Annotated in this window: 9 protein-coding genes; 4 read left to right on the top strand and 5 right to left on the bottom strand. The window is 65.0% G+C overall.

What is annotated here, in order from left to right:
- Positions 1-78: 78 nt before the first annotated feature.
- Together DL240_RS16690 and DL240_RS20330 are read left to right on the top strand one after the other, a co-directional pair.
- Positions 79-654, top strand: a complete 576-nt coding sequence (locus tag DL240_RS16690) for a Kazal-type serine protease inhibitor domain-containing protein (protein WP_111731039.1) — start codon at positions 79-81, stop codon at positions 652-654.
- A gap of 465 nt (positions 655-1,119) precedes the next feature.
- Complete coding sequence (locus DL240_RS20330) at positions 1,120-1,974, top strand: Kazal-type serine protease inhibitor domain-containing protein (RefSeq protein ID WP_199589848.1); 855 nt, start codon at positions 1,120-1,122, stop codon at positions 1,972-1,974.
- Between the two features lie 414 nt (positions 1,975-2,388).
- Here DL240_RS20330 and trhA read toward each other — a convergent pair whose 3' ends face one another.
- Complete coding sequence (gene trhA / locus DL240_RS16680) at positions 2,389-3,042, bottom strand: PAQR family membrane homeostasis protein TrhA (RefSeq protein ID WP_111731037.1); 654 nt, start codon at positions 3,040-3,042, stop codon at positions 2,389-2,391.
- A gap of 190 nt (positions 3,043-3,232) precedes the next feature.
- On the opposite strand from trhA, the gene DL240_RS16675 reads away from it, so the two are divergent.
- The gene (locus DL240_RS16675; RefSeq protein WP_146618373.1) at positions 3,233-5,227 is read left to right on the top strand and encodes a hypothetical protein; all 1,995 of its coding nucleotides are present in this window, start codon (positions 3,233-3,235) and stop codon (positions 5,225-5,227) included.
- Between the two features lie 622 nt (positions 5,228-5,849).
- Here the strand turns inward: DL240_RS16675 and DL240_RS19765 are convergent.
- Positions 5,850-6,791 (bottom strand): hypothetical protein, encoded by a 942-nt coding sequence (locus DL240_RS19765; RefSeq protein ID WP_146618372.1) that lies wholly within the window; start codon positions 6,789-6,791, stop codon positions 5,850-5,852.
- Between the two features lie 119 nt (positions 6,792-6,910).
- Here DL240_RS19765 and DL240_RS19760 point away from each other — a divergent pair, with 119 nt between their 5' ends.
- Positions 6,911-7,294, top strand: a complete 384-nt coding sequence (locus DL240_RS19760) for a hypothetical protein (protein WP_146618371.1) — start codon at positions 6,911-6,913, stop codon at positions 7,292-7,294.
- On the opposite strand, the gene DL240_RS16670 is transcribed toward DL240_RS19760, so the two are convergent.
- Genes DL240_RS16670 through DL240_RS16660 form a run of 3 tightly spaced genes read right to left on the bottom strand, consistent with a single transcriptional unit; the run spans position 7,275 to position 25,722 of the window.
- Positions 7,275-12,419 carry an ATP-binding protein gene (locus tag DL240_RS16670; RefSeq protein ID WP_111731035.1) on the bottom strand — a complete coding sequence of 1,715 codons (5,145 nt, stop codon included), beginning with the start codon at positions 12,417-12,419 and terminating at the stop codon, positions 7,275-7,277. The two genes, DL240_RS19760 and DL240_RS16670, sit on opposite strands and share 20 nt — an antisense overlap.
- Positions 12,416-19,150 (bottom strand): beta-ketoacyl synthase N-terminal-like domain-containing protein, encoded by a 6,735-nt coding sequence (locus tag DL240_RS16665; protein WP_111731034.1) that lies wholly within the window; start codon positions 19,148-19,150, stop codon positions 12,416-12,418. Before DL240_RS16665 ends, DL240_RS16670 begins: the two co-directional genes overlap by 4 nt.
- The gene (locus DL240_RS16660; RefSeq protein ID WP_111731033.1) at positions 19,147-25,722 is read right to left on the bottom strand and encodes a type I polyketide synthase; all 6,576 of its coding nucleotides are present in this window, start codon (positions 25,720-25,722) and stop codon (positions 19,147-19,149) included. The genes DL240_RS16665 and DL240_RS16660 overlap by 4 nt, the downstream gene beginning before the upstream one ends.
- Positions 25,723-25,814: the final 92 nt, after the last annotated feature.

The raw sequence follows: 25,814 nt of genomic DNA, 5'->3' as shown, positions 1-25,814 counted from the left end.
CCTTTCTCGGGGGGAGCAAGGAAAGGCTTTTATGTAGAAGCCAGGCTGTTTTGAACAGGGGCTGCGGAGGAAGAATCCATGAGCGCGACGAAGAAAGAGAGACAGGTTTTGAAGCTGGGAAGTGCGGTGGTGTTGCTCCTGATGGTGCTGATGGTGGGATGTCGCGGCGAGGTGGTGCCAGATGAGGCGACCTCGGAGACACAGGGGCAGGAGCAGAGCGGGGTTGAGCATGGCGAGGACCAGGCTCAGGGGGAGGAGGTCAACCCGGTATGTGCCTGTCCGCGGATTTTTTCTCCGGTCTGTGGGGAGGATGGCACCACCTATAGCAACGATTGTCTGGCGGGCTGTGTGGATGTGGCCATTGCTCACCGGGGGGCCTGCGAGGGTGGAGAGGAAGCCCCGGTCTGCGCGTGTACCCGTGAGTTTGCGCCGGTTTGTGGAGCCGATGGCGAGACCTACGCCAATCCGTGCCTGGCAAAGTGCAAAGATGTTGAGGTGGTCAGCGAGGGGCCCTGCCAGGAGAAGGACTGTATCTGCCCGATGCATTACATGCCGGTGTGTGGTGAAGACGGCAACACGTACAGCAACGAGTGTCAGGCTGCTTGTGCCGAGGTGAACGTGGCATCTCAGGGAGAGTGTGACACGGAAATGTAAATCCATGTTTGGGTCATCATGAGATTCTAAGAAACGGCGCTCCTACGGAGCGCCGTTTCTTTTTGAGTGCCTATCGTGGTCAGGATTTCGTGATGAATATTACCCAGGTGTGATTGTATGTTGTTGTGTTTGTTTGGTTTTGTTTTTGACCCCTTTGGGGGGGCGTGAACATCTTCTTACTTCCTTTAACAAGCTGACACGGAGGCTGGGGACGCCGATGTGATAGTTCTCAGGTCATGTGAACTACCCGGAGCGGCGCGGCCGCTTCCTGACGGACGCACGGCTTGAGACGTTGCCTCCTTTCCCTGGCTCATTTGGGGCCATGGAGGTGGCGAACTTTCGGGGGGGCCGGAGCGAATGTGGCGAGGCTGCGGCGCTCGAGATCATTCAGGTTGGGCGTCGACTCCGGGGGACGCCTGCAGAAGGGGATATCCACGGTGTGTGGATCCATGGAAGGAGAGAGTGATGAAACAGATGGAACGTTGGGGTTGGCGCGTGCTGCTTTGTGGACTTCTGGGGTTCTTCGCTATCGGATGCGGGGCGGAGGACGTGGAAGATGGTACCAGCGCTGTTCAGGAGGCCATGGGTGGAAGCGTTTCGTTGGGGGATTGCATCTGTCCCCAGGTCTATGATCCGGTGTGTGGTGTGGATGGGGAGACCTACGGTAACGCGTGTGAGGCGCGGTGTGCCCGGGTGAAGGTTGCCCACGAGGGGGAATGCCGTGCCGACTGCCTCTGCCCTCAGGTCTATGACCCGGTGTGTGGTGTGGATGGCGAGACCTACGGCAACGCGTGTGAAGCGGGTTGCGCCGATGTGAAAGTGGCTCATGAGGGAGAGTGCGGAGCTGATTGCATCTGTCCCCAGGTCTACGACCCGGTGTGTGGTGTGGATGGCGAGACCTACGGCAACGCGTGTGAAGCGGGTTGCGCGGGTGTGGAAGTGGGGCATGAGGGAGCGTGCGGAGCCGGTTGCATCTGTCCCCAGGTCTACGATCCGGTCTGCGGCGTGAATGGCGAGACCTACGGTAACGCGTGTGAAGCGGGTTGCGCGGGTGTGGAAGTAGCTTATGAGGGAGCGTGCGGAACCCTTGAGGCGAAGCCTGAGTGCCGCAGCGCCAGTGATTGCAAAGTTGGTGGTTGTTCCGGTCAGCTTTGTGGTTCGATCAATGATGACCTGATCAGCACTTGCGAGTACCTGCCCGAGTACGCGTGTTACGATCAGGAGTACACCAGCTGTGGCTGTTTCGATGGCAAGTGCGGCTGGGAGCAGACCGAGGCGCTGGAGAGCTGCCTCGCTTCGGGGGGCGGTGCTTCGATGTGATTGCGACCGGGGGGGGCAACTCGCCGACAGCGAGGATGTGACGCCGGCGCTCCGGAGGGAGCGCCGGCGTTTTTCTGGGGGAGGATGTTCAACCCTCGGATGCTCGGATGCTCACCCCTCGGATGTTCGGATGCTCAACCCTCGGATGTTCGGATGTTCGACCCTCGGCTGCTCGAGCCTCGGATGATCAACCTCCGGACGATCGATCGTCTTCGTGAGCGGTGCCTTGCGAGTAGCGCGCGAAACAGGGGGCTGTTTCGCAGCGCGTGAGCAGGGAAAGGGGCGGTGTGAATGGGGCTGGTAAAGGGGAGAGAGGTCGCTTAGCAGTGCATAAAGCCTAAGAAATGCACGACCGGGGGACGAACATCACCGATGTGAAGTGTACGAGACCGGGAGGACTATAGGGGGGAGGATTCAGGTTGCGATGATGGTGATCATGGCAAAATGCATGGCCGCGGCGAGGACGACCAGTGCGTGGAATACCTCGTGATATCCAAAGAGTGCGGGACGGGGATTGGGGCGTTTGAGTGCGTAGGCCAGCGCTCCCAGGGTGAAGGCCACGCCGCCGCCGAGCATCAACACTACGGTGATGATGCCGTAATCCTGGTAGATCCGCGGGACGGCCGGGATGCTGGTCCAGCCCAGAATCACGCAGATGAGAGCGGTGATGAACTTGGGGGCCTTGGGCCAGAGGAATTCTTTGAGTGTTCCCAGAGCGGCGCCGGTCCAGACCAGTGTGAGGAGCGCCGTTCCGGCTTCCGGGGTCATTGCGAGCAGGCAGATCGGGGTGAATGTGCCGGCGATGAGAATGAAGATGGCGGCGTGATCGAGTTTGCGCATCCGGGCGCGAGCGCGCGGCGACCAGGTGGGGATGTGGTACGAAGCGCTGGTGGCCAGCAGATTGACCAGGCTGGCCGCGTAGATCGCGGTGGCCAGTGTGGCGCGTGCGCCCGAGGTAAAGATCACGAGCATGAGTCCGGCGCCGAGGGCGGCAAATGCTGACGCGTAGTGGATTTGACCGCGCAGGCGCGGTTTGCTCAGAGAGTTATCATTGGGGACTGGACTCATGATGGCCGGGGTGCTCAGATGGAGGATGATGCGAAAGAGTTCATAAGCCCTTGAACTTTGTCGGCTTATTGCCGGAAGTTCAAGGCGGTCATGGGGTCGCCTTCCGAAACGTCGAAGTGGTGGTGGTTCGGGGGTAGGTGTCTGAAAAGGCTTCGGAAATTCAATGTGATTAAAGTCTGTGAGGAGCGCGATGCGTCAGCTGGTTACGTTGTTTTACAGCAGGGCAGCACGTCTGGGAATGTGCCTGTGTCTGTTGGGGTGTGCAGATGAGGATGTCGAACGTTTACCGGACGCTGGGACTGCGGGGGATACGGCTGATTCAGATGATGGCAATGATGACGCGGATGCAACGACGCTGCCGAACGCCATGGGGTATGGTGGACACGGGCTTTTGCCCTGGCCGGCGGCTCAGTATCAGGTGCCCGGTCCGCAGGGGCTGGAAGTACAGGTGGGGGAGGAGCTGATTCCGGCTGGCTTTACCGCGGAATTGCTGGCGGGAAGTGGGGCCAGCCGGGTTGTGCCGATGGTGACCTGGCTGGAGGGCGGGATCGATCCGGCCGGGTTGCCTGATGCTGAGGACTGGGGGGCCACGTTGCAGGATGAGAGCCTGATTCAGGTCGTGGTTCTGGAAGAGGGAAAAGAGGCGCGGCGGTGGCCGGTGCTAGCCGAACTCGACGCGACTGCTGATGAGCCGGAACAGGCCACGCTACTTTTACGGGCGCATCGGCCCTTTCCGGCGGATGCCCAGGTGGTGGTGGGGCTGCGCCGAGGGTTGCGTACCTATGGTTGTGCGGTGGATGCGTCGTCCCCGGAATGTGAGGAGCATGCCGCGTCGCAGGCGTTGGCGCGTGTGATGGCTGGCGAGCCGATTGGGGCTGCGGAGGTAGCCTGGGTGGAGCGAGGGGCGGAGGCGTTTGAGGAGGCGTTGCCACTCATGGGGGGGGACGTGGATGGACTGGTCCAGGCCTGGAGTTTTCGGGTGCGCACGCATCAGGAGGTGGTCGGGCCCTTGATCGCGATGCAACGCATTGCCTATGAGGCCGATACCTCGAATTACCAGCTGGCGGATGTGGTCTACGAGGAGGACCGGGCGCTGATTTATGGCGAAGTGGAGGTGCCCTGGTTTTTGGGCGAGGATAAGCGGGTGGTGCTTGATGGGTCGGGCGAGCCCCAGGTTGTGGAGCATCGTTCTGTCGAGTTTTTGGTGACCGTGCCGGCGACGGTGCGGGAGACAAGGCCGGTTGTGCTTTTTGGGCACGGGTTCTTCAGCAAGATTGAGGAGCCGACCTGGGGCAACCTCTTCGGGGGGCTGGAGCGCTGGGAGATGGCGGCAGTGACCACGCGCTTTTACGGGTTTGCCGAGGGGGATCTGGCAGGCACGGTTAATGCCATCGGTGGAAATACCCTGGAGGGGCTGGTGGGGGTTGTCGATCAGCAACGCCAGTCGCAGGCCAACTTTACAGTAGTGCATAATCTGATTCGTGAGCGTCTGGCCGACACCCTGGAGGTCGATTTTGGGGATGGGGCATTTCGACCGCTCGATGGGGAGCACATTCCTTATATGGGCATTAGCAACGGTGGTACTCAGGGATTTGTGATGATGAGCACCTCACCGGCGCTAACGCGCGGAGCATTGATCGTGCCGGGCGGGGGGTGGGCACATATGCTCCAGCGGGCTTCGCAGTGGAGCACCCTGGGGGCGTTGTTTTCCCGGCGGTATACCTCCCAGGCGGAGCTTCAACTGGGGGTGTCGATGATGCAGCAGATTTTTGATCCGGTGGATTCACTCAACTACGCCGAGCATCTTCTGGATGATCGCCTCAACGGGTTAGCGCCATCGCCGGACCTACTGGTGGTCGAGGCGTTACATGATGCTCAGGTAGCCAATATGGTTTCGCGTTGGGTGGCCGGCGCCGCCGGGGTGACGCAGCTGGTTCCCGGGGTGGCCGAGGTGTGGGGCGTACCGACGGTCGAGAGTGGGGCGCAGGAGGGGGGAGAGGTTCGGGTAGGCTATGAGATCTACGATCTGGGGGTGGAGGCGCATCCGCCGGGGAATGTGGCAGCGGTAGAAAACGACGTACATGATGATGTGCGCCTTTTGGATTCGTACCGAGAGCAATTGGGAGAGTTTTTGGAAACGGGGCGAGTGGTGCGGGCATGCGAAGGTGTGTGTGATCCTGACTGAGGTCAGGGTAGGGGGGGCGTCCCGGAGCTTTTCATAACCCTGGAGCTTCTGCATGACCCTGGGATGTGCGCATCCGATCTGCACGACCCCGGGATATGTAGGACCGTGCGCATCCGTGGGTTGAACATCGCGGTGGGTATCCGTGGGTTGAACATCGCGGTGGGTATCCGTGGGTTGAACATCGCGGTGGGTATCCGTGGGTTGAACATCGCGGTGGGTATCCGTGGGTTGAACATAGGGCACTTCTGTTCGGGAAATATAGGCAGGTTGGTAAGAGAAGGGGCGATGCTGCAGGCAGCGGAACTCTCTAGACATGCAGATAGTGAGAGTGCAGGAGAGGCCTGGGTATCCTGACGTTATTCAGCAGAATTGAGGGAGGTGACTGGGAGGGGAGACACCACGTTGTTTAATGAAGGCAAAGTTTTATGAGAGCATGCATGCATGTGTATGGGTGTAGTTTTTTAAGTTGTTCAATTGAAAAGGTTTTTGTTTTGGTTGGGTTCAGTGCCCGACAGTTTGTTCCAAGACAGATGGAGATTGCGTACTGAGCACTACTCTCTCTTCGGACGCTTCCTGTGGACCGGGGAATGTTGATTGGAGTAGGGCGTCGAGCATGAGCTGCTCAGAGAGCATTGCTTACCGGTGCTCGCTCGAGAAGGAAGATGCCAATAGAGTCGTGAGGAGTCGCTGCGCAGCGGATCGGAGCGTGTCTTCGCAGCCACAGGGTGCCCGGCGGAAAGACACATTTTTGGCGCCGCTGACCCTGTTTCCAGCGTTGGCGCTGTCGGCGATAGAGGTTCTGGAAGTCACGGTGTTGCTGTTCTGCCTGGAGACGCAGTGCCGGGTTGGCCGAGGCAAATCGTGGACGTCGAGGGGAGCGAGGGCTTGGCGTAGATGGGCGCTCCGTGGGGCTGGGAGGGGTAAATTCAGACGGCTGCTCCCCAGGAGGCCGGGCTTTTAGAATGTGTGTAAGTCCTTCTTCGAGCAATCGTTCGAAGTGGGCGATTGTTTTTTTAAGAGGTTGGTTCTCGTAGCCCGGTGGAGGCTGAGGGGTGAACTCGATGAAGTCCGGTGCGTTGCGTCCGTAGCGGTCGTTGGGCCTGGGAATGCGGATGGTTTTGCCCCAGTCCCGGGGCAGAATTATGAAACCCGGCCAATCATAGGGTGAATCAACCAGACCGGCTGCTACAGGATTGAGCCAGGTGTAGACGAGCATGCGCTCCAGTGCGTTGGCATCCAGAAGAAGGGTTTCGCCGTAAGAACGGGCGTCCCATACATACCCCTCTCGCCCCAGATGGCGGTTGAGCTGACGAGCAACGCCGCTCATCGCGTCGCGCATAAAATCGCTGCGGCAGGCGCAGGTATCATGGAGCACGAAATGGACGTGGTTCCCCATGCTGACTGCTCCGTGGATGTTCTGCTGGTGACGGACAGCTGCGCGGGCCACTTCGTAGGCGATGATGGCGCGTGTGTCTGCTGTCGGGCCTAGAAGAAAACGACGTTCGTGAGTCCGTCGAACAAGCATCACGGCTTCGAAGGGGAGGTGTCGTCTTGGCAGCGTCATCAGGCAGCTCCGTGGTGTAGGTAAGTGTCGTACCACGAAGCTATTATCGAGCGGATTCTGGTTACTTTGCGTAAAAAGGAAAGAAATCAGTGGATGTTTAAGACGTTGCGGAGTGAATTATGTACCGAGTGAAAGCACGAACCTCCGAAGATAAGGGAGTGATGTTCAACCCCGGGACGTCTGGATGTTCACCGGGACGTCTGGATGTTCAGCCCCGGGACGTCTGGATGTTCAACCCCGGGACGTCTGGATGTTCAGCCCCGGGATGTTCAACCCCGGGACGTCTGGATGTTCAACCCCGGGACGTTCAACCCCGGGACGTTCAACCCCGGGACGTCTGGATGTTCACCGGGACGTCTGGATGTTCAACCCCGGGACGTCTGGATGTTCAGCCCTGGGACGTTCAACCCCGGGACGTCTGGATGTTCCGGGACGTCTGGATGTTCAACCCCGGGACGTCTGGATGTTCAGCCCCGGGACGATTTAGCCGGGAAGATTTTTGATGAGATGGGGGCGGAGTTCGTCTGGGGAGATGACGTGATGGAGTGAGCCCACTTGCCGGGCGCGATTGACGTCGTGAATGCGATCGAACTCTTCGGCGAGTTCCCGTTGGACACGGGAGTAAAGGTGCTGGAGGGCGGCTCGTCGTCTGGTGGCGCAGGCGGTCTGCTGAATCGCGGTGTACTCTGGGAGGGCGTGTGCGCGGCGCTGGACCTGGCGAGGGAAAACCACCGCTGCCGCCGGGGCGCCGCCGATGACACTGGCGTAGGTGCCTTCCAGGGCAGTGCTCTGGAGCCCCTCGTTGAGAGCCTGGGAGAAGACCACGAAAGCTCCTCCATGGTAGCGGGCGATGACGTTGAAGAGAATCGGGCCGTCGAAGTTGATGACTGCCCGGGCCAGTTCCGCTCCCCATTCCAGCTGGCGTTCGCGCAGGGATTCGGGTGAGCCATCAAAGCCGCTGAGGTTGGCCAAAATGACAACCGGATGGGTTCCGCTGGCGGCGTTGATGGCGCGCGCGACTTTGCGAGAGGACTGGGGGAAGAGCGTGCCGCTCATCCAGGCGTCGGGGCCATCGACGGGGGGCGCGCCGCGTCGTCGAACGGGCTGGGATTCAATGCCAATCAGGGTGATCGGGCATTCGTTGAGTTCGCCAAGCCAGGTGACTGCGGATTCTCCCCCCTGCAGTGCGGCCCATCGCTCAAGAATCGGCGCTCCGGGATCCAGCACCTGACGCATCAGAGCACGGATGGCAAAGGGCTTTTTCTTACCGGGGTTGAGGTGAGGATCAAAAATAGCGTTGAGCGCTGTCGAAGAGGTTTCGGGTGACGTCTGAATCTGGGGCGGCACGCCCTGAATTTCTGGACGATTGGTACGACCGGGGGTCGAACATCGGCCCGTTTTTTCAAGGGCGATCGGGCGATTGGGGGCACTCAAACGGTAGTGGGTAAAGAGGATGCGATAGGCGTCTGCGAGGTTTTCGGCAAAGTATTGAGCCTGGCCGTTGGGGAACATGATCGGCGCACCGCCCAGAGCCGTATTGCTCTCAGCACTGACCGAGCCGGAGAACTCCAGGGCTTTGCGCCCGGTGAGAATCATGTAGCCGCGAGGCGTCATGATCAGTGCGCCTTTGCAGTGCATTAGCATGGTCGCCTCGGCGTTCCAGTAGGACTGGGCGCCGACACAGGGGCCATCGACGATGACGTGGATGGGGTGGCCTGCCTGGGTGAGTTCGACGATGCGACGTAGAACCCGGGCGGTGGCATCGAGGTTCTCGGTGCCGGAGTCCATGGCGATCCGCGCTCCAGAGCTCAATGCGACCCACTCTACGGGCAGGTTTCGTTGCTCGGCGATTTCCAGGGCTTGGAAGATACGTTCGCATTCAGCTTCGCCCAGCGAACCCATGGTACGGGTGGCATCACCGATGATCAGGAGCCGTTGGAAGTCGGTGTGATCTGCCGTTGTCTGAGCCCGATTGGAGATGATTCCGACTACCAGGTTTGCGGTGTGGTGGCCGGCGGGTCGGTTGACTGGTGTGAGAATGTTGTCGGCGTTGAGATCCCACTCCTGAAATGTACCCTGATAGGGGGACGATAGGGCGATCGCGGCTAGATTCGGGGCTGATGTCTGACCCCCGGTCAGCCAGGAGATGACTTCGGCGGGGGTGAAGAGACCTCGCCGGTGCGCGTTGAGGACCTGTAGGTCCGGGGATGCGAGAGGGAGGTAAGGGGGAATGTTTGAGACCCCGGTAAAGGTCGGGCCCAGTCCGGTCGCCGGGGCAAAAATAACGGCGTTTATGGGGGTTCCGTCCAGGGTCAGGGGGCCGGAGCTGCGAAGGGCCACGAACTCCAGGCTCAGGTCCCCGGTCTTGCCAGCCAGGCGGCTAGCGAGCCCCTGCATGGCCTGGCTGGAGGTATGAAGCGGGGCGTCAATGCTGAGAAAGATACGGTTGAAACGGGCCTCGCTAGCGTCGTCACTGCGGCATTGACGCAGGTAGGTGGCCGCTTCCAGGGTTGCCCGCTCCAAAGAACGGAGGTCGTGCACGCTTTCTTCGGAAGGGGTAATGCAGGTCTCAACCCAGATGCGCTGATCGTCGGGGATTGTTGTGGAGCTCAAATGCCAGGAGCGTAGCGCTATGCCTGACGGATGTTCGACCCCCGGATGTTCGACCGGATGTTCGACCCCCGGATGTTCGACCCCCGGATGTTCGACCCCCGGATGTGTGGGAGTCGCGTGGACACGGGCCGGCAGGCTGTTGAGTGCGGGGGGAGCGTCGTCCCAGAAGTCGGGAGTTGGCAGGTGCGTGGAGCCTGAGGCATCGCCTTCCAGCGCGTGGACCAGGCGCCAGGTCAGCGCCGCCAGTTCCCAGCGGCGCCGTCGGGTGGCGTCCTGAGCCAGGTGCTCCAGGAGCGTCATGAGCCGGTCGTCGAGGCCGTCCGTAAAATGGGGACTCAGGCCGGCGCGGATATGCGATGGGGTGTGCTTGCGGGGGCTGGCCAGAAGTGCCCGAAGTGCTTCGGTGGCGATGCGGTCGCGCAGAGGGCGATCTTTGCGAGCCTGGAGGATGCGCATCAGGGCATGGTCCAGGCGTTTACCAGCACGTAGCTCCCGGGGCCTGGTGAGGCCGTGGGCCTGGAGCGTCTGGCGGAGTTTTTGAACGAAGGACTCCGAGAGAGCTTCGTCCAAAAGATCGCGGCGCCGGAGATAGCGGCCCAGCTGCTCGGCGCTCGATTCTCCGGCCGGTCCCGCGGCATCATCGTCACGACCGGACCAGAAGAGCGACTCGCCGAGTAGGTAGAGGCCGATCCACTCGGTGAGTTCCGTAGCGGAGACGCGCTCCGGGTGCTGGCACAGGGTGTCCAGGGCCCGGGTGGTTTGTGCGCCGTCGATATCGTAGCCCAGCAGCTGCGCGCGCAGCACCTCGGAGAGGCTCAGCGGGCGTCTCTCACGAGGGGGCAGGGTCAGGGGCGCCGCAGCAGGGAGAGCTTCGTTGTGCGCGGGCTGTAGTTTGATAAGCAGCTGGCCGGCCTCCACCGTGGCCGAGGGAGTGATAAGGATCTCACTGACCTGGCCTTGGAGCGGCGAGGCCAGGGGAAACTCCATCTTCATCGCCTCCAGCGTCACCAGACGATCGCCGGCGTGGACATGTTGCCCCGGGGTGACATGGATCTGGCTGACGGCGGCCGGGATCGGCGCGTGAATGCTGCCATCGGAGAGTTTCTCCAGGCGGTGAGCCACGCCGTTGACCTCGATAAAGACGTGGCCAGTGCGGACGACGCGCAGCACCTGGTGGGTGACGTTGTCGATGGAGAGCTGCATCTGGGCGTTGCCGATCGCCCGGGCGCGCACCAGTGCTTGCCAGGCATCGCATTCGACAAGGTAGGTCATCGGCGCCAGGGTTCCGACGCTCACCGTCACGGGCTGATCGCCGGCATGGTAGCTGAATTCCCGGGGGCCCGGTGTGGGCAGGCGGCGAGGCAGGCCGGTCAGCGCTTCGGCGAAAAAGAGACGGAGTTCCTGGCGGCGGTAGCTCAGGTGATCGCCGATCGCGGCGGCGGCCAGCGCCAGGGGCAGATGGGGGCGCTGGTGGGGAGGTTTGCGCTGCTTCAAAAAGGTGTCGAGCCAGCGCGTGGAGACCGGGCCGGAGGCGAATTCAGATTCAGCGATGAGTTCGCGAAGAAGCGCGCGATTGGAGAGTCCGGATTCCAGCACAAGTGCGGTGTCGTCAAGCGCGCTGTGCATGCGGGCCAGCGCTTCCTGGCGATGGATACCCCAGGTGATGATCTTGGCCACGTTGGAGTCGAAGTTGCCCGGCACGCAGCCGCCTTCGACATAGCCGCTGTCGACGCGGACCCAGGGACCATCGGGTGCGACATAGCGCAGGATCTGACCTGTGCGCGGTGCGAATCCATCGTCGGGATCTTCGGCGTTGAGGCGAACTTCCAGCGCGACGCCCCGGGGCTCGGGGTGGGGACGGGTGCTGAGGTTGAGGCCGCGGGCGATGTCGATCTGGGAGGCGACGAGATCGATGCCGAAGATCGCCTCGGTCACGGTGTGTTCGACCTGCAGTCGGGTGTTCATTTCCAGAAAGTAAAACGTCGGATCGGTCGCACAAGAACTGGCTGATGTCTGACCCCCGGACGTGTCCGATGTCTGACCCCCGGACGTGTCCGATGTCTGACCCCCGGACGTGTCCGATGTCTGACCCCCGGACGTATGACAAGGGGGGAGCACCAGGTACTCAATGGTGCCTACGCCGACGTAGCCACAGGCCCGGGCCAGGCGGCGGGCGCAGGCTTCCAGGTCGGCGCGCAGAGCGTCGGAAAGCTCGGGAGCTGGCGCTTCCTCGATCAGTTTCTGGTTGCGGCGTTGCACCGAGCAGTCGCGGGTGCCCAGGGTCCAGACGTTGCCGTAGGCGTCGGCGACTACCTGGACCTCGACGTGACGGGCCTCGGTGATGAAACGCTCGATGAAGAGCGCGGGATTGCCGCTTGTGGAGAGGGCCTCGGCCGCAGCGCTCTGGAAGGCTTCTTTGACGTCTGCGGGTTGGTGAACCAGGCGAATCCCACGCCCGCCGCCGCCGGCGGCAGATTTGAGCAACGCCGGGTAGCCGATGTGCTCCAGGCGTTCCAGGGCTTGAGCGACATCGGCCACCGGCTCCCGGGACCAGGGAGCGACAGGCACCCGGCATTGTTCGGCGAGCAGCTTGGCGGTGACCTTGTCGGCCATCTGGCGGGTGGCCTGAGCGGGAGGCCCCAGAAAGATCAATCCGCGTGCCTCGCAGGCCTGCGCCAGCTCGGGGGCTTCGGAGACAAAGCCCCAGCCCGGCCAGACCGCATCGGCGCCGGCGGCCTGGGCGTTGTCGAGCAGCAGTTCGATGTCGACGTATGGCGAGGTCCCACCGGGGCCGGGATCGGGTAGAGGCACGGCGAAGTCAGCCGCCTGAACAAAGGGGGCCTCGGCGTCGGCGGCGGTGTAGAGGGCGATGCTCTCCAGCGGGATGTGTTCGCGGCGGCTCCAGGTCTGAGCCCCGCGAATAAAGCGCATGGCGGCCTCACCGCGGTTGAGAACGGCAACGCGGCGAAACGCCCCGGTGCGCAGCAAGGATGGAACGGGGGCGGGCCGTGTCATGGGTGAGCCTCGAGCACGCGCAGAGAAAGGTGTTCGGTGTGGTAGATCTTCAGACCGTCGATAAAAAGCCAGGCCTCGCTGACGAGCAGGGTGCTGGTGGCGGTCTCTTTGATGGTGTGGAGATCGAGCAGGACGGTGATGCGCTTATTTTCGGGGATGACCTGACCGCGGTACTTCCAGGTCATCGCTTCGCCAAGGGCCAGGGGCTCGATGATCGGGTTCTCAAACCGGCGGTGCAGCCCCAGACGGAGCAGGGCGTAGCGAAGCGACTGAATCATCGCCTCCACGCCCAGGGAGCCCGGCTGAACCGGGTCCTGGAAGAAGTGGGCTTTGAAGAACCACTCGGCCGGGTCGACGTCCTTTTCGGTGCGCAGGCGTACGCCCTGGGCCGACTCCTCCCAGGAGCTCAGGCGGTCGATCATGCGTAGCATGGTGTCGGGCCAGAGCTCGGGATGCTCCGGATCGGGAGAGGAAGAGAGGTCGATGATCGCGGGGAGTTCATCCTGGGGTGTCTGACCCAGGGTCGAACATGAGGCCCGCCAGCTGTGGTCGATCACGACGTTTGCCGGCGCAGCGAGGCGCGCGGAGTCGCGGTCGGTCAGAGGCAGTCCGATTTGATTTTGGAGCGCGGCTTTGGGGAAAAAGCCAAAGGTCGTGGTCAACTCGTAGACTGCCATATCGTCGATGGTGCAGCGGACCTCGAAGCTCTGGATGATCATGGAGCCGGAGCACGACTGATTGATCATCTTCGCGTGGGTGCGAAGGGTGCCACCGCCGGGGGTAAACTCGGCCAGCAGCGTGGCCTGGCCGTCGAGGTTTCGGTAGTAGAGCGGGTCTGTGGCGTCGACAAACGCGCGGGAGGTCAGTGAGAGCCATCCACAGGGCTGGAGCGCGGCTTCCAGGAGCACCGCGTAGGGGACTACGGGGCGGTCGTTATGGTCGAAATACCAGGCATCGTCGGGAAGGTCGTATTCGACGACGACCTCATCCCCCGGCGCGCTCTGGCCGGGCTCGGAGGAGAACTCGGCCACGCGGGTCATAAACTGGAAGGGATCGCCGGGCAGCCGGGGCATTCTTCCGGCATCCTGATAGCGCTGGTAGGCCGGCCCCATGCAGGCGGTGGCCGGGCCGATGCCGGTGGCTTCCAGGGCGAAGCGGTCGTGGGTGACGCCCCCGCGGGTCACCGCCCGGGGGTCGCGTCGGGCCGGGAGTCCCTCACAGGCGAGGCGCTCGCCCATCGGGGTGTCGGGCACCAGGTGCATCTGCATGGAGCGGCAGTGGAAAGCTTTGAGGCCGTCGACCGTGGCCATGATGTGGGCGCGCAGCGTGGGGCGTCCGTTGGTCGGGTCGGTGAGTTCTTCGACGTAGAGCTCAAAGCACAGTTCTCGGGAGGAGGGCGTGACCTGCCCGCGGCAACGCAGCTGGTAGGGCACATCGGGCACCGGCTCAAAGCGCCATCCGTCGCGTTCCAGGGTCAGGCCGCAGGCGGCCATGTAGAAGCTCATCGCCTGCATCCCGGCCTCGAACATCAGGGTGCCGGGCATGCAGGGATCGTTTTTGAAGTGGCCCTCAAAGAACCAGTGATCCGGGGTGATCGGGAGGCGACTGCGCAGGTATCCCCTGCCCCAGGGACCGCCGCTGGGATCGAGCTCCTCGACGGCGCCCATCAGGCACATGTTTCCGGCGTGAATGGCGGGCGTGAGCGTGTGGGTGAGCAGGCGCTCGTAGCCTGTGCCGAAGCACTCGCCAGGGCGGCCGTCGGCGAAGGCCTGGACCTGGTCGGCGCTCCAGGACGCCGGGACCTGCGCCGGGTCGATGAGGCTTGTGATGTGCTCGGGGGCGGGCTCCAGCTCTTCTTTTTCCGGGGTCCAGAGCACGCCCATCGACTCGGCCAGTTCGGCATCGGAGAAGAATCCGGCCTGGCCCTGACGCACCGAAAGTCGGATGTCGTCGCCGACGCGGCAGTCGTAGTGGAAGAAGAAGATGCGGATGGGGCCCTGGTTGGCGTGCCCGTCGATGTGAATGTCGTATTTGAGGGTGTCACCGGCCTGCGGGAGGCCACCGCGGTAGGTCAGCTCGCAGCCCAGGAGGCGGTAGATGCGTTCGCCGCGGTTCTGGAAGTCGGCGCCCATCCAGGAGATGAGCAAGAGGTCGGCCTGTCCGGCCTCGATCATCACGCCGGCCGGGATGTGACCGCGGTGCAGGTACCAGGCCTCCGGGGTGATGTCGGTCTCGGTCCAGATGGTCCCGGTGGAGACGACCCCGGGCTCGGCGTCGATGCCGGTGACGCGATCGGCCAGGAGCAGGGGGGGCTCGGGCATGCGAACCTGGCGGGGGAAGTCGTCTTGAATGGAGAAGAGCGGACCGAGAACCTGGGAGATCTTGCCGCTGGCCAGCACCTCCAGATCGGCACGAGAGAAGGTCGGACCGACGGGGCGCGGGGCCGCCGGCGACGAGGATTCGGCGCTATTGCCGGGGGATGTTTGACCCCCGGATGTGTGGGATGTCTGACCCCGGGACGTGTCAGATGTCTGACCCCGGGTCGTGTTAGCAGCGGGCGAATGGGGCTGTGAGTAGGTGCGGGATGTCTGACCCCGGGACGTGTCAGATGTCTGACCCTGGGACTTGTAAAACGTGGGGGATAGACGGGGAGTGCGCGGTGTTGTTGAGCGCGGAAAAGCCGCGTCGATGCCGGGCGATGTCTGACCCTGGGACGTGCTCTGGGAGGCAGGTTGTCCGGTCTGGGCCAGCTGCCAGGCGCGCTGGGTCTGGGCCAGGAATGCCCGGTGAACCTCGGACTGTGTGGCCAACACCTGGAGGTAGCGTTGATAGGCCTGACGTTGCAGATCGAAGTAGGGCGGGAGGACTCCGGGGCCGGCGGGGGCCACCGAAGTAGGGGGTTGCGCAGCCGTGAGAGGCACTGGGGCGCCCACGGGCAGGTTGGCAGGGAGGGGGGCCTCGACGGTCGGGGCGCTTGCCGGGGCGTGGATCGCGGGATCGCTCACGCGGGGAAGTCGCGGGGCCCGCGGGAGCTGGGTGGGCTTTTCAGGCATGATGGGGTCGTCGGCCGAGGAAAGGAAGGGACGTGCGGGAGCGCCGGGTTTGGGGTGCCGAGAGGGCTCAAGGCTGGAAATCTGGTAGTCGGACCAGTGCGCCGGATAGCTTAACGTGGCGTGATTTCGGGGGGATGTCTGACCCCCGGACGGATCGCGGCGCGTGCGTGAATGGGGGGATGTGGCGAGTTCCAGGTGCGCGTTATAGGCCTCCCAGTTGACGCTGACGCCGGCGGCCGCCAGGCGAGCGATGGCGTTGGCCAGGGGGCGCAGGCCGGTGTCACTGGCCGCGTCGAGGGAGACGCAGAGGTGCGGTCGATCGCCAAGGGTCTTCTTAATCCAGGGGCCCAGTGTGGTGCGTGGCCCGTGTTCTACAAAGATTCGCACGCCATCTTCGTAGGCGGCGTTGATGAGGGCCGGAAAGTTCACCGGGCGCATCGCCTGGCCCAGCAGCGCCTCGGCCACCCGGGGGGCGGAGGGCTCATAGTGGTCCAAAAAGGCGTGGCTGTAGAGGCGGCGTCGGGTGGGGTGGCAGGTGCGGGTGTGGAGCTTGAGCCAGCGCTCCTGAAAGCCTCCCAGCTCCGGGATATGCACGGCGATGTCGTAGTGGAGATCGCTGGCCCGATGTTCGGGAAGTGCCTTCAGGACCCGGGCGATGGCCGGGGCGTGGCCGCCGATGGTCACGTCATCGGGGGCATTGAAAAGCGTCAGGCGGACCAGCGGCTCGTCGGCGATGGCCGCCTCCACGGCCTCTTGGGGGCCGACCACGCGCCAGGATTCCCACCGGGGGACTTCGTCCGGGGCCAGGTGTTTGGCCCAGGCCTTTTTCAGCACGTCGAACTGTCCTCCGAGCGCCCGGGTGAAGGCCCCGCTGCTGGAGAACTGGTCGTAGAGGTCATCAAAGTCTCGCCAGACGCCGGTGGCAAAGAGCGCGTTGGTCTCTCCGCTGCTAAAGCCGAGGGCCGCGTCGAAGTCGATGCCGAGCAGACCGGTGGTCAGGTCGTTATGAAGTTGCGCCAGGACGGAGGCGGCAAAGAGCTTATCGAGCGGTGTGGGGCGGGCGCCGGCATCGGGATGGGTCATCCAGCGGGAGGCGGCGTCCAGGCGAGTGAAGCGGTGGCGCAGGTCGTCGACGAGCTTCGGGAAGGCCAGGAGCAGGCCCTGTCCCATGCCGTGGTAGGAGGCGGCCGCGCCGGTAAAGACCTGGGCGATCTGCCCCCGGAGTGCGGCGTCGCCGGCGAGCGGGTAGACGCCTTCGCCGGGATGTTCGCCGTGCTCGGTATGCCGGCTCAGCCGGGCGACTTTGGTAGTCAGCTCATCGTCGGTGGCAGCGACGATGAACGCGGCGGCGGGCTGTTTGACGAAGTGAACCCGGGGGGCGTCCTCGATGACCGGACGCGGCGCGCGCTGGAGGGCCAGGCGATGCGGCGCGGCCAGCGCGGAGGTGGTCTCCAGGACAGTGGCGGCGCGCAGGCCGGTGGCGTTGCCCACGCGGGGAAGGGCGTGCTCCGGAAGGGCGATGGCGGCAGCCACCGCCAGCAGGCCCCGGGCGCTGCCGCAGGGGGGGAGGGCGGCGTCGAGGTTGGCGGCGTCTCGCAGATCGCTGTCTTCGGGGAGCGTTGCCAGGATGGTATCGTTGTCGGCCTCGGCCAGGTCGCGGCGCTTGAGAATGAGGGCGACGGCGGCGTCGGCTTCCAGGTCGTCGGCCAGCTCCACGGCGCCCACGATCGCCGCGTCGAGTTCGCCGCGTCGGATGGCGGCGATGGCTTCTTCCAGGGCGGCGACGCCCCCGAGCTCCTCGGCGCTGGTGGTCAGGGAGGCGCCGCCCAGATCAAAGTGGGCGTTGAGGCGATTGGCCACGATGTTGGGGAGGCCGCCGATGACCGCCGCCGCGCTCAGCGGCGGGGCGATGGCGTTGCGCTGCTCCGGGGGCAGCGCGTGTTGACGGGCTCGGACTCCGTGGCGCACCACGTCGGGGTCGGTCTGCATGCCGACAAACACGCCGGTGCGCTCCCGGGGCAGGGGTTCGGTTTGCGCGGCGGCATCGATTGCCACGCGCAGCATCGCCAGCTGTTGAGGGGCGGAGACCTCCAGATCGCGGGGCGGAAAGCGCAGGCCCTGCAGGGGGATGTCGATCGAGCTCAGGCGGCGCCGCTCCGGCGGAGCGTTATCGACCTGGTCGGCGTTTAGAAGCGTGTGGCTCAACTGCCCGGTTGGCAAAAGCGTGGCCAGGGCGACGACGGCAATTTCAGCGCCGGATGAGACTGGCGACGGGGTATCTGCACGTCCGGGGGTTGAACATGAGTTAGATTCTATGCGGTCGAACGAGCCCTTTGCGGATCGCTGTGCGAGGTATGCGGGGGACTTGCCCGTCCAGGATTCGACGAGCAGGTGGCTGTTGTTGCCGCCGAAACCGAAGGCGGAGAGGGCGGCGACTTTGCGGGGGGTGTCCCAGGGCTCCGGGCTCCGGACCACGCGGAAGGCGCTGTGGTCGAGGCTCTCCAGGGGGGCGTCGCAGTGGATGGTCGGGGCGAGTTGGTGGGCGCTAAAGGATGCCAGGATCTTGAGCAGGCCGGCCATACCGGCGGCGGTGATGGCGTGCCCCATGTTGCTCTTGAGCGAGCCGATGGGGAGGGCTTCATCATGTTGATCGGGAAAGAGGGCCTGGAGGCTGTGGAGTTCACGCCCGTCGCCCAGCGCGGTGCCGGTGGCGTGGCACTCGATGTAGGAGAGATCTTCGGGGCGCACGCCGCAGCGGGCGTAGGCCGCCCGCAGGGCGCGAATCTGGCCTTCGCTGCTGGGGACCAGCAGGCCGTCGGAGCGCCCATCGTTGGAGAGGCCCACCTCGTGGATGACGCCCAGGATCGTATCGCCACAGTCGAGGGCATCGTCCAGGCGTTTGAGGGCGATGAAGGCGCAACCTTCGGTGGGGACCAGGCCGTCGGCATCGCGATGGAAGGGGCGGCTCTGGCCGGTGGGGCTCAAGGCCTGAAGGGCCTGAAAGCCGATGTTCAAAAAGAGGGGATCGGCGCGGTTGACGGCGCCGGCCAGCACCAGGTCGGCTGTGCGCGCGCGCAGGCGTTCCATGCCGAGCTTGATGGCGTAGAGCGAGGAGGCGCAGGCCGCGTCCAGGGCCATGGCCGGGGCTTCGGGGCGGCCGAGGGCGTGGGCGACCAGGTGTGCCGGAAGCCCGCTCATGTGCCGGTTGTAGTGGCCGGCTCGCCGGTGGGCGTCGCTGCGGGTTCTGGCGAGCGCCTCGCGGGCCGGGGTCGGCAGGTGGGCCTCCTCGACCTGGCGCGCCATCCCCTCGCTGGGCAAGGAGAGGTTGCCCAGGTAAATGGCCAGGCGGCCCTGCTCCCGGTTGCGGGCCTGCTCGTAGGCGATCTTGGCGGTATGCACCGACCACTGCACCAGGGGATCGAGGTGGCGTAGCAGCTCGGCATCCAGGCCGTAGGCTTGCGGATCAAAGATCGTCTCAAAGCCGCGAACATACCCGCCGGGGTTGTTCCAGCCGGGCCGGCCCATGGCCCGGGCGGGCTCGGCGCGCCAGCGCCCGGGGGCGGGAGGGCTAAGAAGATCGCGGCCGGCCAGCAGGTTCTGCCAGAACGCCTCCGGGGAGAGCGAGCCGGGGAAGATGCAGGACTGGCCGACAATGGCCACCGGGGTGGGGCGCTTCATAGAAGTTGCTCGGAGCGAAAGTACATCTCAAGGCCGCGGATCATCGCGGCGAGCTGGCCGTCGGCGCAGCGCAGATCGAGATCGAAGATGGCGCGATGGGCGTTGATGTCGCGGGTGCTCGCCAGCAACTCCACCGGGCCGTCGCAGCTGGCGAGTCCCAGGTCTACGAAGGTGGCGATCGCGGTGGGGAGGTTGGCCCGGCCCTGGCTTACCACACCCTGGGTCAGTGCGAGCTGGAGGGCGCCGTCGACCAGGGCCGGGTCACCGGCCCAGAGCGTCTGTTGCCAGCCGGCATCTTTGGCCCGCAGGAGCGTAGCGCAGGCCCGGGGCGAGCCCACGCCATCAGCGGCGTGGATCAGGCGGAAACCCTCGGTGTGGAAGAGGCACTTCTGGTAGATGGTCTCGACCGAGAGCTGCGAGTCGTCGAAGTGCTCCGGGATGGGGAGCGGATCGACCGGGGGTTGAACATCGGCCTTTGTTTTGGCGCTGAAACGGCGATTTCCGCGCGCATCAAGGACCTCCAGAAGCAGGCCGGCGTGGCCCGGTTCGGTGCGCGCCTGGAGGGTGAACTTCCAGGCGTTTTGCGCCTGGTCGAAGTCGTCCAGGGTCACGCCACGCAGCACCTTGAAGTCCTGCAGGGGCCGCGGCGCGTGGTGGCTTAGGGCCTGCTGGGCGATGCTCTGGAGCCAGTCCAGTGCGATGGCCGCCGGGAGGACCGGGTGGCCCTGAACGCTGTGGCCGCGCAAGAAGGCGTGAGTGCGCGCGCTGATGAAGGTTGTGGCGCGTGCGCGCAGGTCGCTCTCCAGCAGCCCGTCGCCCAGGACGATTTCGGCGCCGTTTTTATCGGCGCGCAGTTCATGGACGAAGGCGTGGGCGCCCCCCTCTAGGTCGATCAGCGAGACCCCGCGGGCCTGGAAGTGGGCTCGCAGGGAGGCGTCGACCATCCCGCCATCCCAGGGGCCCCAGCCCAGCGCGCGGGCCAGGGGGGCGGGTCGATCTGGATGGGCCGCCGCGCGTCGGCGGGCTTCAGCCGCGACGACCTTGTTGAGGGTTTCGTTGGCCATGGCGTAGTCGACCTGGCCGATGTTGCCGGTGCGAGCGGCCACCGAGGAGAACGCGCCAATAAAGCGCAGGGGATCCTCGGCGCAGGCCTCCAGCAACGCGCGGAGTCCGTCGACCTTGGTGTCTAACACGAAGTTGAAGTCGTCGTCCGACTTCTCGGCGATCGTTTTATCGGCCAGTACCCCGGCGGCGTGCAGCAGGGCGGTGGGGGCGCCGAAGTCTCGACGCACCTCGTCGAGCGCGCGCGTCAGGGCCTGGCGATCGCGTACATCGGCGACCAGGTAGCGGGTCTGAGAGCCGGCGCGCTGGAGCTGTGCGAGGGTCTGGCGAACTTCGCGTTGCGCCTGAATCTTCGAGGCGTTGCGGCCAATCTCGCGTGGGGAGGGGCGTTGGCCGGCGTCGCGCGCCTGTTGAAGGAGCGCGCGTTTGATGTCGGCGTCGCTGTGGGCAGAAGCCAGCCAGTCCGGCTCATCTTCCAGCGGCGTGCGGCCCAGCAGGATGACGGTGGGTTGCGAGGTTCGGGCCAGCTCCACCAGGCAGCCGGCCGTGACCCCGCGGGCGCCTCCAGAGGCTACCAGGATATCCGAGGCTCCCAGGTGCAGGGGGCCGGTGGTGGATGCGGGGACTTCGACGGCTTTGAGGGTGTAGCGCAACAGGTTCGCCGCCAGGGCGACCTCTAATTCGGGGCCGCCGCTGAGCAGCTCGCCGGCCAGGCGCCGCGCGACCGCCTGGGGGTCGCGCCCGCGGGCGGCGACATCGATCGACTTAACCGAGGTCGACTCCCACTCCAGCGCGGCGGTCTTGGCCAGGGCACTCAGGCCGCCGAGCCAGGCCTGGGGCCCCGGGGTGACGTCGTGGAGTCCGAAGGAGCCGCCGGTATCCTGAATCAACGCATAGGTCTCCAGCGCGGTGCCGGCAAGCGCGCGTGCGGTGTGAAAGGCACGGCGTTGCAGGCGGAGCGCATCGTCAATGGTGTCAACCGGGCGCAGACCACTTAGATCCAGAACCTGGATGGGCGTCGGCTGCGCCGCGCTGTCGCTGAGTTCAGAGACGACGTCCACGCGGTAGCCCCGGGCGCTCAGGAGGTCGGCCAACTCGTGGGCCACCCCCTGCAGATCGTCGATCAGGATCACCGGGGCGTTGCTCAAGAATGTCAGGCCCGCCGACGGCGCAGCCACGCGTTCCACCGCGTAGCGGGTGGGCAGCGCGACGCTTACCGCCGACGGTTCAGATTTTCCCAGGCGTTGCCCTCCTTCGGGGGTCTCGCCGGTGAGGCCTTCCATGTAAGTGACGATGTCGCCGAGGGTTTTGAGGGCGGCCATCTTGCCGGGGTCGAGCTCCGGGAGGTTGGGGACCTTGTCCTGCACGGCGGAGAGGATCTCGACGCGCTTGATGGAGTCGATGCCGAGGTCGGCCTCCAGGGCCATGGCGGGGTCGAGCATGTCGGCGGGGTATCCGGTCTTATCTGCGACGACGCTCATAAAGGTGTGGGAGAGTTCAGCCGGAGGCGCCGAAGGAGTTGAACTGGCGTGGTTTTGCACGACCGGGGGTTGAACATGGGCGTTGTTCTGAGCGGTCGCAGTGGCGCTCGGAGTGCCGGTGAGGCCTTCCAAATAAGCGACGATGTCGCCGAGGGTTTTGAGAGCGGCCATCTTGCCGGGGTCGAGCTCCGGGAGGTTGGGGACCTTGTCCTGCACGGCGGAGAGGATCTCGACGCGCTTGATGGAGTCGATGCCGAGGTCGGCCTCCAGGGCCATGGCGGGGTCGAGCATGTCGGCGGGGTATCCGGTCTTATCTGCGACGACGCTCATGAAGGTGTGGGAGAGTTCAGCCGGAGGCGCCGAAGGAGTTGAACTGGCGTGGTTTTGCACGACCGGGGGTTGAACATGGGCGTTGTTCTGAGCGGTCGAAAGCGATGCTGCCGGGGCTACCGCGGTGTGCGCAGCCGGCGAAGTCGTCGGCGCGTAGGCGCCACTCTGTGGTGCCGGGGCAGGCCGGGGGGCAACGCCATTCGTCGGGTGAGGCGCGACCGTGGGAGGCGCCTCGAAGCCCTGTTGCATGACCGGGGGTTGAACATAAGCGGCCTGTGGAGCGGCGAACGCGGTGTTAGCGGGCGCCTGGCCGCCGGCCTGGCACCACTGGGCAAACGAGGTCTCCATCGCCTGCATGTAGGCCAGCTGCGCCTGTGCCACCGAGCGCTCCATCAGCTGCAGGTAGGCCATGTGGCTCTCGGCCATGGAGCGCTGATATTCGGCGAAGGCCTGCGCGGCCGCCGGCGCTACCGCTGCGCCGCCGGCGGGGAGCGGGCCGTGGGCGCCCTGGCCGGGCCCCTGGGGTTGCGGGGCGTGGCCGGGCGCCGGAGTCGGCTGAGCTCCCAGGGGGCTCGCGCTGTAGCCACTCGGCGCGGCCTGTTGCTGGGATCCACCCGGCGCCGGAACTCCGGGCGCATCATATCCGTACGTGTGCTCGCTCATGGTCGTTTTATCCTTCGTCTGCCCGGGGGCCGGGCGCGTCGTGCGTTCGAAAGTCGTCGTCGGGGCGCCCGGTGTCGGCGCCGGGTTGGGTGCCGGCTCTGGATTGGGCGCCGGCAGGGCCGCCGCGCCGCCGGGGGGCGGGTAGGGGCGCTGGTAGTTCGCGCCGTTGAGCTTGATGGTGAACTTCGAGCGCGGGCGTTTACGCGGATCCTGGGGCGGGGCGTAACCCTCCCAGAGCGCCGCAAAGTCGAGTTTAAGTCCCAGCGCGCTCAGCTGGCCCAGCGCCGAGAAGAGGGCGCTGACGTCGTGCTGCCCCTTGGTGTCCAGGGCGATGGCCTCGATGTCTTTGCCCAGGATGCGTTTCACAAGACCGGTGAGCACCGCCTGCGGGCCGACCTCCACAAAGATGCGGGCGCCCTGGTCGTGCATCGCCTGGACCATCTCAACAAAGCGCACCGGGCTGGTGATCTGCTCCTCCAGACTGCCACGCAGGGCTTCGGCATCATCGGGCGCGTAGCTCGCCGCGCTCACATTGGCGTAGGCCGCACAGTTCAGCGGGGCGATGGCGCGGTCGCGCAAAAACTCGCCGAACTTGGGAGCGGCGTCGGCGACGATCGGGGAATGGAAGGCGGTGGCCACCGGCAGGCGCATAAAAGTGATGAGCTGCTCGTCGAGGAAGGCCTCGGCGGCTTCGATGGCCTCGACCGAGCCGGAGATCACGACCTGGGTGGGGCTGTTGTCGTTGGCCACCACGACCGGGGCCGGGCAGTCCTGGAGCAGGTCCCGGAGCTCCGAGGCGCTCAGGCGCACCGCGGTCATCGCGCCCTCGGTGGTGGCCGCGGCCTGATCCATCAGTTCGCCGCGGCGCGCCGCGACCTCAAGCATGGTGGTCGCGTCAAAGGCGCCGGCGGCGTGCAGTGCGCTGACCTCCCCGTAGGAATGTCCCCCGACCATATCGGGCGCCAGCCCCAGAGCCCGTAGCATCGCCAGCCGAGCCAGGCTGTCGGCGCCGATGGCCGGCTGAGCCCACCGGGTCTCGCGCAACGCCAGCTCCTGGGCCTGGCGAGCCTCGCGGGAGAAGACCGGCTGCGGAAAGACTTTTTTATGGAGCCCCAGCCCGGCGGCCTCATCCCACACCTGGCGCGCGCGCTCGAAGGTCATCGCCAGCTCGGCCCCCATGCCTACGTACTGACTGCCCTGTCCGGGGAACATGAAGGCCACTTTGCCCGCGACCCCCGCGCCGCTGCGTGCCCACATGCCGGGCAGGGTAAAGGAGGGGCCCTCCGTGGCGAGCTTCTCCCGGGCCTGCGTTAACTTTGTGATGAGTTCGGTAAGCGATGCGGCCACAAACGCCAGGCGGATGTCTGACCCCGGGTCGAACATCGTCTGCGATTGATGCGCCTCAAACGCCAGCACTTCGCGGGCGTCGCCGGCGTCATCGGGGAGCGAGGTCAGGCCGGACTGGAGGTCGTGCAGACGGGTCTGGAGCGCCTTAAGATCTGAGGCCCCATAGACAAAGAGCTCGGTGGGAAGGGTGCGCAGCCGGGCGGGCCTGGCGGCCGGTCCGGTGTATTCTTCCAGGGCGACGTGGAAGTTGCTTCCGCCAAACCCAAAGGAGCTCAGCCCGGCGCGACGCGGGTGGTCGGAGCTGCGGACCCAGGGGCGAGCCTGGGTGTTGAGGTAGAACGCGCTGGTGTCGATCGCCATCTTCGGGTTGGGTTCGCCGATCTTGATCGTCGGGGGCAAGACCTTGTGGTGAAGCGCCATCACCACTTTGAAGAGGCCGGCGGCCCCGGCGGCGGCTTTGGTGTGGCCGATCTGACTTTTGACCGAGCCCAGTGCGCACCAGGGCTCGATGGCGGCCTCGTCGTGCGTTTGCGCGGAGCTTTCGGGAGCAAAGGCCAGACGGAGGCCCTCAAACTCGGCCGCGTCGCCGGCGCGGGTTCCGGTGCCGTGGGCTTCTACCAGCTCAATGGTCTCGGGCGTGAATCCGGCCCGCTGGTGAGCTCGTCGCAGGGCTTTGGCCTGCCCCTCGGGCAGGGGGGCGTACACCGAGAGGGAGCGCCCGTCGGAGGAGGAGCCCAGCCCGCGAATCACTGCGTAGACCTTATCCCCATCGCGCTCTGCATCGGCCAGGCGCTTCATCGCAAACATGCCCATGCCCTCCCCCATCAGCGTCCCGTCGGCCCCGTCGGCGAAGGGGCGGCAGTCGCCGCTCTTGGAGAGGGCGGGGGTTTTGGTGAAGCACATGTACATGAAGATGTCGTTGAAGCAGTCCACCCCACCGGTGATCACGACATCGGAGTGGCCCAGATAGAGCTCGTTGAGCCCCATGGAGAGCGCCGAAAGCGAGGATGCACAGGCGGCATCGGTGATGCAGTTGGTGCCCCCCAGATCGAAGCGGTTGGCGATGCGCCCGGCCACCACATTGCCCAGCAGGCCGGGGAAGGTGCTCTCCTGCCAGGGGGTGTACTGCGCGGCGATGCGATCGCAGATGGCCTGGGCTTTGCTCTCGGCGATGCCCTGCTCCCGGAGCGCGCGCAACCACTGCGGGCGCTGCAGGCGGGAGGCTGCCTGAATCAGGAGTTCCTGGCCGGCGGTCACCCCTAAGATGATGCTCATGCGCTCTTTATCCATCTGCTCGAATTGGCCGGTAAAGGCGTCTTCGAGCACCTGGCGCGCCACGACCAGCGCGAGGAGCTGGGTGGTGTCGGTGGCCGGGATCATCGTCGGCGGGATGCCAAAGGCCACCGGATCGAAGTCGACATCGGGCAAAAAACCGCCGCGTTTGCAGTAGGTCTTGTCGGCCGCTCCCGGCTCCGGATCGAAATAATCTTCGATGAGCCAGTGCGAGGGGGGCACCTCGGTGATGAGGTCGTTGCCCTCCATGATGTTTTGCCAGAAGCTCCCCGGGGAGGCCGAGGCCGGGAAGAGAGCACTCAAGCCGACGATGGCCACCGGCGGGTGGTCGCCAACGTGGGGACCGGAGGCATCTGGCGAAGAGGGGGCCGGAGAAGACGTGGGGATAACAGGCATAAGACCTACTGCGAAGTTTGAGCTGACCGGGGGTCAGCAAGTCGCGACATCAAACACTGGGGGGGTAAGCCGGGCGCCGCGGGATCTGGGGC

It is taken from the genome of Lujinxingia litoralis (assembly GCF_003260125.1).
Classification (GTDB): Bacteria; Myxococcota_A; Bradymonadia; order Bradymonadales; family Bradymonadaceae; genus Lujinxingia; species Lujinxingia litoralis.
This window is presented reverse-complemented; position numbering and strand designations above follow the sequence as displayed.

Excerpts from the sequence above, each read along its gene's own strand:
- DL240_RS16690 (WP_111731039.1), top strand. The coding sequence starts at position 79 with ATGAGCGCGACGAAGAAAGAGAGACAGGTTTTGAAGCTGGGAAGTGCG.
- DL240_RS20330 (WP_199589848.1), top strand. The coding sequence starts at position 1,120 with ATGAAACAGATGGAACGTTGGGGTTGGCGCGTGCTGCTTTGTGGACTT.
- trhA (WP_111731037.1), bottom strand. The coding sequence starts at position 3,042 with ATGAGTCCAGTCCCCAATGATAACTCTCTGAGCAAACCGCGCCTGCGC.
- DL240_RS16675 (WP_146618373.1), top strand. The coding sequence starts at position 3,233 with ATGCGTCAGCTGGTTACGTTGTTTTACAGCAGGGCAGCACGTCTGGGA.
- DL240_RS19765 (WP_146618372.1), bottom strand. The coding sequence starts at position 6,791 with ATGACGCTGCCAAGACGACACCTCCCCTTCGAAGCCGTGATGCTTGTT.
- DL240_RS19760 (WP_146618371.1), top strand. The coding sequence starts at position 6,911 with ATGTACCGAGTGAAAGCACGAACCTCCGAAGATAAGGGAGTGATGTTC.
- DL240_RS16670 (WP_111731035.1), bottom strand. The coding sequence starts at position 12,419 with ATGACACGGCCCGCCCCCGTTCCATCCTTGCTGCGCACCGGGGCGTTT.
- DL240_RS16665 (WP_111731034.1), bottom strand. The coding sequence starts at position 19,150 with ATGAAGCGCCCCACCCCGGTGGCCATTGTCGGCCAGTCCTGCATCTTC.
- DL240_RS16660 (WP_111731033.1), bottom strand. The coding sequence starts at position 25,722 with ATGCCTGTTATCCCCACGTCTTCTCCGGCCCCCTCTTCGCCAGATGCC.